Below are 13,676 nucleotides of genomic sequence, written 5' to 3' on the forward strand. Positions count from 1 at the left end.
TTTTATCATGGCAACTTTTAAATTAAAATATCTACTCTTATTAAGTCTTCCTTTTTTTACGAGCGGCTGTAAGTCGTTTCTGGCCGAGGAAGTATATACAGAATACGATCCGAATGGATTCTTGCAAGATGCCAGCGGCATCGATGCCCTGCTGACCGGTGCCTATGCGCGTTCGCGTATCATCGCCTACGATCATCGGAACTATACCTATATGATGAATGAATTTAACACCGATGTCTCTTTTGAAACCGGAGGCGGACTGGAAAAGGATGCGGCACCCTTTATTCAATTCAACTGGGCTGTGAACAATAGTTTTTTAAATGGTTTTTGGCAGAAGATGTACCAGGCCATTGCCAGTGCGAACTCGGTATTGCTGTTGTCGAACCAATTGGGTGGTTTAGACCAAGAAAAGCTGAATAAGATTCAAGCGGAGGCACGTTTTATCCGTGGCTCTTCCTATTACTTCTTATACAATTTGTTTGGGCCTACACCTTTAATCGATATTCCGGCAGATGCTACCCCCGAACAGATTGAAGAAATCGGTAAAAATACAGCCAGAGCGACACGGGAGGTTTTTGTGAACTATGTGGTGGCAGATTTAGAGTTTGCTGCTCAATATTTGCCCTTGGCAGAAAACCCAATCGGCCGAGCGAGCAAAGGCGCGGCCTATGGCTACTTAATGAAGCTTTACCTAAAAGAGAAAAATTGGGCCAAGATTGCCGAGGTGACCAAACAGGTAATCGATGGCAAACAGTATGAACTGTATGCCGATTATACCAAGTTATTTAACGTCTTGGGCGAGAGTAATAAGGAGTTTATTTTCCGGGCACCCTGTTTACCACAAAGTGGTTACCACAATAACTACATGGCGCATGCATTTCCGCCTAATTACCCGATCCTGTCCAATCAAATTAATTTCGGTGCACAATTCCGTACCTATTCAGCTTTTTATAAAACTTTTGATGCCAATGACCGCCGACGGGAGTTACTGATTCGTTCGTATACGGATATTTCCGGGAAAAACGTTGAATTGTTGGAAGATGCTGCTGGAAAAGCCTTAGACAATGTGCGTAGTTTTAAATATTGGCCTGATCCGAATGCTGTTGGTGAAGCCATGGGCAATGATATTGTTTACATTCGCTATGCCGATATTTTATTAAGTAGGGCAGAAGCGTTAAACGAGCTGTCAGGCCCTACACAAGAAGCTATCGATTTAATAAATGCCGTTCGGCAGCGGGCAAATGCAGCTACACTTACCTTAGCCAGCTACCCAACCAAGGAGGGCTTACGCGATTTCCTATTGGCCGAAAGAGGACGTGAGTTCTATTCGGAAGGATTACGCCGGGAGGACCTCATCCGGCATGGTAAGTTTATCAGCTCGGCCCGTTCTCGTGGATATTCGGCTAAAGACCATCAGGTGTTATACCCTATTCCATTGCAACAGATTGACGCGAACCCAAATTTAGAGCAGAATGATGGGTATTAAGCAGCTTACTACAACCTTGCTTGCTGGCCTGCTTTGCTTCGTTGGAGCAAGCCTGCAAGCGCAGGAGTTACCTAAACCTAATAAAGCCCAATTGGCCTGGCAACAGGCCGAATTGGGTGTAATCTTCCATTATGACCTGCACGTGTTTGATGGGAAAGCATACAGCCAAGGGCAAAACAGGATTACGCCTGTGGCGGATATCCATCAGTTTAATCCGAAGCAATTGGATGTGGAGCAATGGGTGCTGACAGCGAAAGCCGCCGGTGCGAAATTTGCCCTCATTACGGCTACCCATGAAACGGGCTTCGCCCTTTATCCTTCGAAGGTGAACCCCTATAATACGAAAGCTTTGGGTTGGACCAACGGAAAGCAAGATTTGGTAGGAGATTTTATCAAAGCTTGTAGAAAGCATGGATTAGAACCGGGCGTGTATTTAGGGATCCGATGGAATTCTTTTTTAGGGGTGCATGATTTTGTTGTGGCTGGGCATGGAGAAATGCAAAAGCAACGCCAAAAGTTCTATAACCAGATGGTGGAAGAGATGGTCAAAGAAATATGCACATGGTATGGTCCTTTGTTTGAAATATGGTTTGATGGTGGTGCTAGCCATCCGGACAAAGGAGCACCGGATGTATTGCCTATCGTTAAGAAATTCCAACCTGATTGTCTGTTCTATCATAACGATCAATTGGCGGAAGCACGCTGGGGCGGTTCGGAATCGGGAACCGTTAATTATCCCTGCTGGTCCACTTTCCCCTTTTCACATACAGGTTCGGGTGAGAGCGCGCCAAAGGCTATTTGGGAGAACAAATATGAGCTCTTAAAAACGGGGGATCCGAACGGAGCTTATTTTATGCCGGCTATGGCCGATGCGCCTTTACGCGGCGATAATGGTCGCCATGAATGGTTCTGGGAACCCAACGACGAACACAGTATCTTTTCAACGGCCAAGCTGTTGGATATGTACCATAAATCGGTCGGTCGGAATGCAACCTTAATCTTAGGGCTTACACCGGATACCAGCGGACTTGTTCCGCAAGCTGACCACATCAGGATGCAGGAATTTGGGCAGGAACTAGCCCGCCTGTATAAAGATCCGGTGCAGGGCGCTAAAAAGTCCACAAATCAGCTGCAATTTAATCGTAATCAGGCTATAAGTCGCATTGTGCTGGGGGAGGATCTTTGGGAAGGGCAGAAGGTACGTGCGTTCCGTGTTCAGGCGCAAGTCAAAGGAAAATGGACAACGATCTATACCGGAAGTGCTATTGGCAATAAGCATATTATTCTGTTAGAAAAAGCCGTAACTTGTAAATCCATCCGTATTTTAATAGACCAAGCAGTAGGAACTCCTACGCTTACAACCTTGAATGTATATGAAACGAATTAATTTAATCCTCAGTTATTGCACGGTTTTGGGCTACCTATTTTTGGGGTGCTCAGCGCAAGCACAGCAGGCTAAGCAACCCAATATTGTAGTCTTCTTTGTTGATGATTTAGGCTGGCAGGATATTTCTGAGCCTTTCTATAAAGAAGTAACGCCGATAAACCGTAAGTTCCATACCCCGCACTTGGAAGCCTTGGCTAAAGAAGCAACCAAATTCACCAATGCGTATGCAACGCCAGTTTGTACCCCTTCGCGGGTCAGTATGCTGACGGGCTTAAATGCCGCCCATCATAAAGTGACCAATTGGACGCATCCAACGGCAAATAAACCAACGGATAATCCAGATGACATGCTGACACCGCCGGATTGGAATATCAACGGCATGAGTCCGGATCCCAATGTCCCACATACGGTATATGCAACGCCCTTTCCGCAGATCTTAAAAGATAATGGCTACTATACCATTCATATCGGCAAGGCGCATTGGGGCTCCGCAGGTACGCCAGGAGCAACCCCCTTGAACCTGGGCTTTATGGTGAATATTGCAGGTCACTCTGCCGGACACCCGCAAAGCTATTATGGTGAGGAAAATTATGGCAATATGCCCGGCAAAGCCAGCTATCAGGCGGTTCCTGATTTAATGGAATATCATGGGAGAGATACATTCCTGACGGAAGCTTTAACCTTAGAAGCCATTAAAACCTTGAAGGAGCCTATTAAACGGAAAGAACCCTTCTTTTTAAATTTCTCTAACTATGCGGTGCATGTGCCTATTATGCCTGATCCTCGTTTTGTACAGAAGTATCTGGATAAAGGGCTAGATCCGGTAGAGGCGGGCTATGCCTCCTTAGTGGAAGGATTTGATAAGAGCATCGGTGATATTGTTCAGTTCTTAAAGGATAATGGGCAGTATGAAAATACAGTGATTATCTTCTTGAGTGATAACGGCGGACTTAGCCGGAATCCGCAACGTTCAGGACCTGATCATACCCAGAACTTACCGCTGCGCGCCGGAAAAGGATCGGTGTATGAGGGGGGAATCCGCGTTCCTTTATTGATTAAAAATGCGAATAACCATATGGCCAGAAGTACCGAATCGCCCGTGATTGTGGAAGACCTATTCCCTACGATATTGGAATTGGCCGGTATTGAGGATTACCCTTTAGTGCAAAAGAAAATAGATGGCAAGAGTTTGGTGAGCCTCATTAACGGCAAACAAGATAATTCTTGGAATAGCCGTAATCTGGTTTGGAATATTCCGAATAAATGGATTGTGCAGGATGGCCCTGGTATTAATTTCTTTTCGGCGATTCGTCAAGGCGATTATAAAATGGTTTATGATATGAAAAATCAGAAATTGGAGTTGTATAACCTTCGCGAGGATATCGGTGAAACAAAAGATATCTCCAAACAGCACAAAAAGAAAGTTAAGGTTCTAAGCAACCTGCTAACCGAAAGCTTTAAAACCTGGGACGCCCAATTACCAACTTTTAAAGCAACCGGCAAAAAAGTACCCTATCCGAATGAGATAAAATAAAATTTGTTTTATAAGTGTCCATTTTGTATCAAAAAACCCATTATTTTGATACAAAATGGACCTCTCAAATAGCGGTAGATTGCTGGTAAAACTTTATTGAGGAACAAACACTGGCTGTTCGGTATGGACAGACTGTCAGCTTATGCACATAAAATCGAATGAAAACAAAAATCATTGAGATAAAGAAATCATTAAGTTTTCAGAACAATACGTCAAATCATTTTCAATGGGCTTATAAATAGCTTGAAATGTTTCTTGATGTATAGGAAAGAGGTGTTTTTTTTCCTAAAAATATATAATTTCGAAACCTGCATTAGCTACATTTACGCTAGCTTGGGATACTATAAAAACAACCAGCAAGCTTTTCACAAAAAAATTCGTACTTACTTTTCAAAGTAGATGATGAATTCACTTAGTCGCTTGTTAATTTTCTCACCATTGATTTGGGGATTAGTTGTATCTCTTCGTTCTCAAACCCCAAAACATCTCTACATTAAATTGCTTGAGATCAACTTGTTATAGCTTCAAAATCAGTTTCACTATTTTTGTTTTTCAAAATAAAAAAAGTCTTCTACACTCATTTAAACTTTAATACCATTGTTACGTAGAACCAAATTCTTTAATTCCTCAGTTTTACTACTATTACCAGAAGATTCATTACATTTGGATGATGCTCCCAGCAGGTTTAAAAGTCGTTCTTATACATTTTAAATGTTCCCCCCTATGGATTGGCTCATTTCTGACACAATGGAACTTGAATCTTGAACTTTACCATGAGAAGTCACCTAAAGGTTCATAAAACACAAAGTCAACGCTTTTGGAATATTTGAATTCGACGGCAGAAGGAGGTTCCATGGTTTCTGAATAAGAACCTTCAATTAATGTTGAGCACCAGATTGTCAAATGTACCTGGATTTGAATTAAATTTCATTTACAATTGGAATTAAATGGTAAATGTCAGTTGAATTAGTTCTGAATCAAAGTCACTTATATTCCATTGTGGAGAAAAGTTCTTCTATAGGATTCTTCCAGTTATCTTTTGAAGAATAGAATAACGGATAGTTAGCATCTTCAGAATTTAGGAAATGAGATTAGTAATCAATGCTTTGCCAGTTTGATGCATTCCCAGCAGGAAAAAAAAATATAAATCCATAATTATATTTACTACCGTAACCTTGAAACCAAACATTTAAATCGGAATTGCACAATATTTGTTTGCTATGAAGCATATTCTTCCATGGCTACTATCGTTTTTAACGTCCAATTTCATAGCCTAGAAGTTCATTTCTGGAGAAATCTTATTGACTGTAGATACTTTCTTCTTTCTTTTAGAAAAAGGGTGAAACCATTAAAATAAAGCCTTTTACCTTTTAATACAGCGATTTTGCCACTAATATTATTATACACGACTTTCTTAGCACTGGAATCTGGAATACTCTGTCTGCTAACAAACCTTATGGAACCATCACTTATCCAATTATAATATCCCTCCGAGTAAATGCCTGGAACAGTTTGACAGTAATAAAAAAGACTGTCATTGCTAAAAATAAAATTATTTTCGCCAGGCATCCCAATGTGACATGTGGAATAAAATGGATTATTTAAATCCTGATGAAGCTTCTGGACAACACAGGAAGATAGACATATAAGACATACAAAACATAAAACTATTTTATTCATTGTCTTTTATTATTAATTAAACTACCAAATGTTGAATTAGGAACATTTATATACTTTTTCCACAGTTGATTGATATCTATGGTCCTCATGTATGGATTTACGGCATGCATCCGAATTCCTTAATTCATAAACGATTTTAAATCTTCCTAAAACAACGCCCCAATTTGAAAGTTTTATTAATGACTGGTTTTTTAAATCCATTAATAGAACAAACTGGCAACCTGAAATGTACACCTTTTTGTTGGGATCATTAGAAACACATTATTCTAAATTTAAATATGATCTAGATATCAAAACGTATTTGATAACACAAACATCATATCGAAGACGGTTTGCTGATAATTTAACTTCGTAACCCACAATAATTGCAAGATTAATACTTATTTGTATAGCAAGGCTTTTGAAGCGAAAATCCAAAAAAATGAAATTAACTATTTTCCAAATCGCTGGTTTTCTATATTTAGCAGTCAAATCTTGTTAGTGGGAACGACCAGAAATATTAACTACAACTTGTTGGTCCGGCACAGGACAGGTAATAAAATTAACGGACACACCTACTTAACCATAAAAATTGACATCGGGCTTTTGAAGGAGACTTCATTTAACCTTTTGATCTTTTCGAAGCAAATAGGGTGGTACGCTTACTTCTATAGTCTGGTTCTAGGGATCAATGGGCAGATTTGTTCGATCACAAAATTTGTCAATAATAATAGATGTCTATGTTCTCATGGATCGGCCGCGTGGACTTATCCCGAAATGGTAATGGAGGTGCCACCGACCTATTTTCTGCAGGATTCCCTAATCGCACCAAAATGTAGCTCAACTCCCGCCCTTTCCGGTAGGTTTACCAGTTCCCCGACCGGAACGCATTCAATGAGCTTGCCCAGCACCCCGACCATACGTGAATAGATCGTTTCATCCCACCTGATCCCCGAACAGCTTGGAAGAAGGGCGACAAGCGCATCCGTCCCCTTTTTTTTTGTGAGAATTCGTTCACGGGTCCTTGGACCAGCCTGGTAATGCCCGCAAGCCTTGCCCTCTGGTTGAGGTAGCAGTCCTTCTTACCGCTCCAGGATGTCCCATAAATGTAAATGGAACCGTCCTCAAATGCCCTTACTGCCGGGTTATCGTAGTTTAGGAGCTCTCCATGGTCCATTTCTTTTCACCGTCGCCTGAAAGGATGCTTGTAAGGTAGGACTCAGGTGCCCTTTCAAGGACAAACCTTTCGTCCAGGATGTAATCGACATCGTTAAGTCTCTCCAATCCCTCCATATCACGCTGCTGCGGGGAATCGGAGACCTCGATGTCCATAAGGGCCCGCTCCCCAGCCGTGCAGTTGGCCAGAAATGGCCTAAAGCTCGGGAGGGTCCTGCCAAGATCGACATTCATGTTCCAATGGACCCGGACCAGGTGGTCGGCAATCCTAAAATACTGGCATGGAGTAATAGGTGACATTTCTTTACATTTTTAGTTAATCAAATATAGATTTTTTGTGCGCAAAGTTTCGCTAGCGACTGATCATGTGTCACAAAGATGACCACCTTTTCCGAACCAGCCTTCAGGAGGTTCCTCATGACCACCTCTGCGGTGCTCCTGTCGAGCGATGAGGTGACCTCATCGAATAACCACACCCTTGAATCCTGCAGTAGGGCCCTGGCGATCCCGATCCTTTGCGCCTGTCCCTCGGACAAAGCATATTCACCCTCACCCACCTGGGTAAGTAGCCCTTGGGGAAGGTCGTGAACAAATTCCGCACATGCCGTCCTTAAAGCTTCTTCCAGCCTCTCCCCTGTCAGTTCCCTACCCTTTCCGATCAGGTTGTAGAGTACGGTTCCCGATAGGAGTTTGTCGCCCCGGGGGACAAATGCTATTTTTTCACGGTGATCGGGGGACATGTCGATCGGCCCGGCATCGGTGAGGAGCAAGACTTGGCCGGAAATTGGGCGATGGAGGCCCATCAGGATCCTCAAAAGAGTCGATTTACCCTTGCCGCTCGGTCCCAAGATCGATGTTGGCGCGCCTTTGCTGAAAATGTAGGACAATCCATTGAGCAGGGTCTTGTCCCCGTACCCATATTCCACCCTCGAGATTTCCATCCCCTTGACCTCAGCTTCCGTTGGGGATCCGATTGCCGGAACCTCCTGGGGGACCGAAAGGGCTTGGGTGCCTCTTTCCATTGCCGTGCGAGAGCGGACCATTAATGGAATGAGAGCCAACAGGGAGACGAAAGGTCCCTGTATCCGTCCAACAAGCTGCAAAAAAGCGGTCATTGTTCCAAAGGATATCGCTCCCTGCTGCAGTTTAAAGAGCCCACAGGTGAACGTAAAGAGATAACCGATCTGCAGGAACGTGCCAAGGATCCCCCGGGAGCGGGTCGAAAAGTTCAGGAGTGCCATTCTTTGGCCGAATATAGCTCCGTTTTCCTGCTGAAGCATTTCCCATCGTTCAGCCTGTCTGTTGAGTTGGCGAATGAAGAGCCTGCTCCGGAAGTTTTCCTGCATGAGTTTACCCAGTCTCCCTTCACTTTCCTTCAGGGAGCTGTTCAGCCTCCTGAGTTTCCGGAAATAGGCCCGGGAAAGCAGCCCCAACAGTAGCAGGAAAAGGATTATCAGGGTAAGCTGGGGGTCGAGGTTCCCCTGGAGGGCCAAGGCCGCTGCTATCCGGATTGCCGTGAGCAGGGCAGAGATCCAGGAGTTACCTAGCAATTGGACGGTTTCCTGAGCATTCGATCCCGCCCGCACCAACAGGTCGCCCGATTCCATTTCCCCGACACTGTCGATCCTGGAGTGGAGCTGGGCCCTGGTGATCCTGGACTGCAAGTCCATGAACATCCTTGCCCGGGTCCTTTCATTTAGCTTCCCTGCCTCCAGGTTGCACCAGAAAGCAAGGAGCAGGGAGCTGCTGAGTACAGCAATGCTTGGCAGCAGCTCCTGTGATCCTGACCTAACAGCCATGTCAACCGCCTCTTTGTAGTTGTGAAACTATTATGGGCATTTTGTCCATGTGAGTTGGACCAGTGCGACATGCCTCCTTAAATGAGCAAACGTTTTGGTTAGTTTTCCACCTAAAAGTAACGTCATACGGCCATCTAATGGCATTATTCCTACGCATGCTTGGTGAGGACACCAACCATGGCGTTCGTGTTGCCAACACCCTTGGCCCCTCTATCAACAAACCTTGGTGTTCTGAAACTCCAGCTCTGGCATTCTGTTGAATACCAGAGCTATCAACAAAACAATCCCCTTTCCTTATGTGTTCTTTAAATAATGGATACCAAACAAAAATCACACAGATGGAAAATCTGGGTAGGCATCCTTGCTGCCTTGATTTTATTGACATTAGAGGGACTATATTTTGTTTCTTATAAATTGGAGCCCATGTTGGACAAGAAGCTCAAAGAAGGAATCACCAAATCCTCCGAAGGACTTTATAGCATTGAGTACAGTGACCTGGAATTGGATTTAGCGGGTGGTAACCTTACAATAAAAGACATTCTTCTCAAAAATGATAGTGCCGCATATATAAGGCTGGATAACGCCAAAAAAGCGCCCAATACTAGGTTTGAAGCTAGGGCGGATCGTTTGGCGATTAGTGGTGTCAGTGTATGGGGTATATTGGTCAATAAAAAAATCTATATCGGAACCATTGCTTTGGACTCCTTTAAAGCGAAGGTTTTACTCCGAGACAGACCTTATAATAAAGATAAAAAGGAAGAAAAAGACCCTTATGCTATGATCAAAGATCGTGTTAAATCATTGGGAGTAGATGAGTTTCGGGCGAATGGCATTGATTTGGAAATTGCAGACCTAAATAAGGAAGGTACTAAACCAAAAAAGGTAAATGAGGTTGACTTAGCAATTAACAATTTTCTGATTGATGAACATTCGGGCTCTGACAGCACGAGGTTTCTGTATTCCAAGGATATTTCATTGCACATTCGGCGGTTCAAGACCAATTTGGAGGGGGCACCCTATACATTTAGCTTCAAAGACCTAAAGTTCAGCTCAAAAAATCGGAATGCACAGATTTCCAAGTTGAGCTTGCAGCCTACATTGAGCTTGGAGGCTTTTGCAAAACAGGACAAACTGAACAAACCAAGGATAGAACTGGACCTGGATTCAACATGGATTACAGGCATAAATTTGCAGAAACTATTGGCAGAAAAATTATTTGAGGCCGATAGTGCTCATGTTGTCGGTGGAGTTTTTGATCTTTCCAAGGACAAACGCTACCAATTGGAGAACGTGTCCAAGGTGGGTCAATCGCCAGCCCAACAGCTGATGAAGGTAGGCTTGCCATTTTCTGTAAAGGCGGTAAAAGTAAGTGGCATAGACCTCAGTTATGCACAGATCAGCGATAAGTACTTTAGGGAAGGAAAAATAGAGTTCAAAAATATCAGGGGGACATTGAGGAATGTCAGCAACGATACAACTGTTTTGCGCAGAAACAAGAATATGACGGCAGCCTTGGTGGGCAATATTTATGGGGAAGGTCGGTTGAGTGCGTTTTTCACCTTTGACATGCTCAGCAAGGTTGGCAATCATTCTTATAATGGGGGCTTGACAGCTATGAAAGTAGGTGCATACAACAGGATTTTGGAACCGCTATTGAATATTAGATTGGCTGATGGAAATATTGAAAAGATTACTTTTGATATGCACGGCAATGATGTGAAGAATTGGGGGAAGTTCACATTTGACTACAACCATCTAAAGGTTGATGTATTGAAGCATCCTGAAAAGGGACATGGCAAGAAAGGGATTCTTTCTTTTATTGCAAACAAATTCTTTATCAATGACAGCAATCCCGATGCAAATGGGAAGTATCATGCTGCTCAGGTTGATTACGAACGAAATCCAAATCACCCTTTTTTCAAGGTGGTATGGCAGAGTTTGTTGCAGGGGATTATTGAATGCACAGGGACAGACCCTAAATATTTGCCGTTGCAATAGTTTGGTTATCAGGCTCCTATCTTCGGCTCTTGCACTTCGGATCCGCTAGGGACCGAGCCGAAAGGCGGACATCCAATGTAACTTCAAAAAGCCGTTCCAATACTCGTTAACTCTTTTTGTTCGTCTCGCATTTTTACCAGCAATGCTATGTATACCTGTCTTGGTGCTAATCATAGACCTACACTTTTATATGTCGCAGTATTAAAGCAAACAGTCATCCTTTGATTCTTTTAGGTATCCGAATTCGTTAGTAATTGATGGTTTATTTTTTACTAAAGCTCCTAAGTTGTAGTTTTTGTATTTACAGTTTTACGATTTATTCTAAAGTTTCCACTTCTTGATGATTTATATTAAATTCATAACTCGCCAACAGCACCTTCAATCTTTCAGACACACGGCCTTTCCCTTTTTCCCACGCAAGGATTGTAGAAGGGTCAACACCTACCATCTTTGCTAAGCAGTTTTGACTATGCCCGTTCAAATATCTATAAGCTTTTATCCTCCCCATGAGAGTAGATGTATCAAGTTCAAACGGGCAGTATTCCAAGAACCCGAAAATGAGTGGATAGTACTGAATTTTAGGTTCACTTCTGTTGTTCTCCCAATATGTAACACAGTCTTCGCTAACATTGAATATTGCCGCTACTTCCTTTTGAAACAGTCTTAGCTCCAATCTTCTTTTCCTGATATGTTCTCCAAGAGTCGTTGGATTTAATGGCATCGACACCAGCAGAGGTTTATTGATTTGTTGTTCAAAAAGCAAACAAGGCAACGCATGAATGCCCCTGCGGATTCAACAACCATCCCAACCGTCCCTGCATCTGTGGCACAGCCAATGTTCAAAAATACCTGAGCAAGGTATCAGGGCCGCTTCTCGATCGAATAGACATACACATCGAAGTTACCCCTGTAGAGTTCAACGAATTATTGGAAACCCGCAAAGCGGAGAAAAGCGAGGCTATTCGAGAGCGCGTCATCCGAGCGCGAAGCATACAGGAATCGAGATTCAAAGGCATTGCCAACATTCATAGTAATGCACAGATGCGCGCGAAACAAATACGAGAAATCTGTTTGATCGACGCAACTGGGAAAGGCCTCCTCAAGTCTGCCATGGAGCGCCTTAACCTATCGGCAAGAGCTTATGATCGCATCTTAAAAGTTGCCAGAACAATCGCCGATCTAGAACAATCCATCGATATCAAAAACGAGCATCTCGCAGAAGCGATACACTTCCGTAGTCTCGATCGACAAAGCCGGCTGGGCTAAAAACAAAATCGGCGTGGGGAGACCACGCCGATTCAATATCTTTTCTTGTACAACCTATCCTATAAACTGCCCGATGAAATGCTTAAAGATCCAAGGGTAGAGTATCAATGTAAATACAACTCCGGTCAATGCCCCGAATAAATGCGCGTCATGGTTAATCCCATCTCTAGCATTCTTCGACGCCCAGATACAATATCCTAAATACAGAAATGCAAAAAGATAAGCCGGCATCGGAATAATCATGAAAATCCCCAACATCATCTTCGGATAGAATAAGATATAACTGAACAACACCGCACTAATAGCACCTGAGGCACCTAAACTATGATAGCCATAGTTATCCTTCTGCTGTCTAATCGTAGGGATATCGCTCAACACCAAGGCTACCACATACAATAAAGCAAACCATAAATGCCCGATCGGGCCGCTTACTTCAACAAATATCCCTTCCAGGCCAAAACCAAAATAGTAGAAGGTAATCATATTGAACAACAGGTGCATCCAATCTTTATGGATCAGCCCACTAGTCAAAATCAGATACCATCTGCTTTTGTCGCGATGAATTGAGTAGGGATGCAACATCAATCGTCCAAACCACTCCGGATTGGAAAACACATAAATACTAAGGCCAATTGTTAGTGCGAAAATTACACTTGCAACAGGCATATTTAAGATATAATATTGTAGCATTAAAATCTATCTTCTAGGAGTAAAAGGTATAGTTCTTTCGGACCATGCGCACCGAGTACTAACATCTTCTCGATATCCGCCGTGCGGCTGGGGCCAGTAATGGTTGTAATCATGCTAGGCAAATCGTTTCCATACTTCTCGCGCATCAACGCCATACCATGCTTGATATCCATTACTAATTGTGATGTCTTTGCAATAACGATATGCACAGGAGGATAAACGCTCAATCTTCTACCGGAAGCGTCGGCATTGCTAATCAAAATACTGCCGTTTCGCGCAATCAGCGCCTCACATGCCGTGACACCGACCTCAATATCATCAAAGTCTGTTCTATGCTTATGATACGGAAAGCCATACTGATCTAAGAACTTCTGCAAGTTCTTATCCCATACATATAGCTTCGTCAATTTCAATTTCTCCAAAAGGATAATCAGATTCTCGATCAGATTGATTTCTCCATCGCAGTAAACGAACTGTCCGGCAACATTAGTAAACTCACGAGCAAAGGTCACATCCAAAGGATCTTCCTCGTCCTTATACAAAGGACTATCCTCAAAAGCAGGATTAGGATTCTCACGCTTTTGAAGCAGGGCTTGCCGAATCTTCTTCAGCATCTTCTCTTTGGCTGTTGTATTTCGAATATTCATATATAAAGAACAGACATGGTTGGTAAACCATGTC

11 protein-coding genes and 1 pseudogene are annotated in these 13,676 nt (G+C 43.1%); 7 read left to right on the forward strand and 5 right to left on the reverse strand.

Translation table 11 applies throughout. The annotated features are described in order from the left end of the window. Positions 1-7: 7 nt before the first annotated feature. Genes DSM08_RS17535 through DSM08_RS17545 form a run of 3 tightly spaced genes read left to right on the forward strand, consistent with a single transcriptional unit; the run spans position 8 to position 4,407 of the window. Positions 8-1,486 (forward strand): RagB/SusD family nutrient uptake outer membrane protein, encoded by a 1,479-nt coding sequence (locus DSM08_RS17535; RefSeq protein ID WP_149527348.1) that lies wholly within the window; start codon positions 8-10, stop codon positions 1,484-1,486. Beyond that, a complete protein-coding gene (locus DSM08_RS17540) occupies positions 1,473-2,873 on the forward strand; it encodes an alpha-L-fucosidase (RefSeq protein WP_223110836.1) in 1,401 nt (466 codons plus the stop codon). The genes DSM08_RS17535 and DSM08_RS17540 overlap by 14 nt, the downstream gene beginning before the upstream one ends. Further along, positions 2,860-4,407 carry a sulfatase gene (locus tag DSM08_RS17545; RefSeq protein ID WP_149527349.1) on the forward strand — a complete coding sequence of 516 codons (1,548 nt, stop codon included), beginning with the start codon at positions 2,860-2,862 and terminating at the stop codon, positions 4,405-4,407. Before DSM08_RS17540 ends, DSM08_RS17545 begins: the two co-directional genes overlap by 14 nt. A 2,814-nt stretch (positions 4,408-7,221) precedes the next feature. On the opposite strand, the gene DSM08_RS17550 is transcribed toward DSM08_RS17545, so the two are convergent. Then, positions 7,222-7,476, reverse strand: coding sequence for a hypothetical protein (locus DSM08_RS17550; protein WP_187773908.1), 255 nt, complete (start codon positions 7,474-7,476; stop codon positions 7,222-7,224). Between the two features lie 86 nt (positions 7,477-7,562). Further along, positions 7,563-9,041 (reverse strand): ATP-binding cassette domain-containing protein, encoded by a 1,479-nt coding sequence (locus tag DSM08_RS17555; protein ID WP_149527351.1) that lies wholly within the window; start codon positions 9,039-9,041, stop codon positions 7,563-7,565. A gap of 137 nt (positions 9,042-9,178) precedes the next feature. Between DSM08_RS17555 and DSM08_RS19375 the strand changes: the two genes are divergently transcribed. Next, a complete protein-coding gene (locus tag DSM08_RS19375) occupies positions 9,179-9,301 on the forward strand; it encodes a hypothetical protein (protein WP_262713910.1) in 123 nt (40 codons plus the stop codon). Positions 9,302-9,353: 52 nt separating this feature from the next. Beyond that, on the forward strand, positions 9,354-11,039 hold the full coding sequence (locus DSM08_RS17560) for a hypothetical protein (RefSeq protein ID WP_149527352.1): 1,686 nt from the start codon (positions 9,354-9,356) through the stop codon (positions 11,037-11,039). A 316-nt stretch (positions 11,040-11,355) separates the two neighbouring features. Here the strand turns inward: DSM08_RS17560 and DSM08_RS17565 are convergent, their stop codons facing one another. After that, positions 11,356-11,760, reverse strand: coding sequence for a transcriptional regulator (locus tag DSM08_RS17565; protein ID WP_246172341.1), 405 nt, complete (start codon positions 11,758-11,760; stop codon positions 11,356-11,358). A gap of 59 nt (positions 11,761-11,819) precedes the next feature. Between DSM08_RS17565 and DSM08_RS19395 the strand changes: the two are divergent. Together DSM08_RS19395 and DSM08_RS17570 are read left to right on the forward strand one after the other, a co-directional pair. Beyond that, a pseudogene (locus DSM08_RS19395) lies at positions 11,820-11,951 on the forward strand (ATP-binding protein); the annotation flags it as partial. A gap of 15 nt (positions 11,952-11,966) precedes the next feature. Further along, complete coding sequence (locus tag DSM08_RS17570) at positions 11,967-12,305, forward strand: magnesium chelatase subunit ChlI family protein (RefSeq protein WP_317131789.1); 339 nt, start codon at positions 11,967-11,969, stop codon at positions 12,303-12,305. 54 nt (positions 12,306-12,359) lie between these two features. On the opposite strand, the gene DSM08_RS17575 is transcribed toward DSM08_RS17570, so the two are convergent. Next, positions 12,360-12,995 (reverse strand): rhomboid family intramembrane serine protease, encoded by a 636-nt coding sequence (locus DSM08_RS17575; protein WP_149527353.1) that lies wholly within the window; start codon positions 12,993-12,995, stop codon positions 12,360-12,362. Beyond that, on the reverse strand, positions 12,995-13,642 hold the full coding sequence (locus DSM08_RS17580) for a LutC/YkgG family protein (RefSeq protein WP_149527354.1): 648 nt from the start codon (positions 13,640-13,642) through the stop codon (positions 12,995-12,997). Before DSM08_RS17580 ends, DSM08_RS17575 begins: the two co-directional genes overlap by 1 nt. Positions 13,643-13,676 lie beyond the last annotated feature (34 nt).

The organism is Sphingobacterium hotanense (assembly GCF_008274825.1).
Taxonomy (GTDB): Bacteria; Bacteroidota; Bacteroidia; order Sphingobacteriales; family Sphingobacteriaceae; genus Sphingobacterium; species Sphingobacterium hotanense.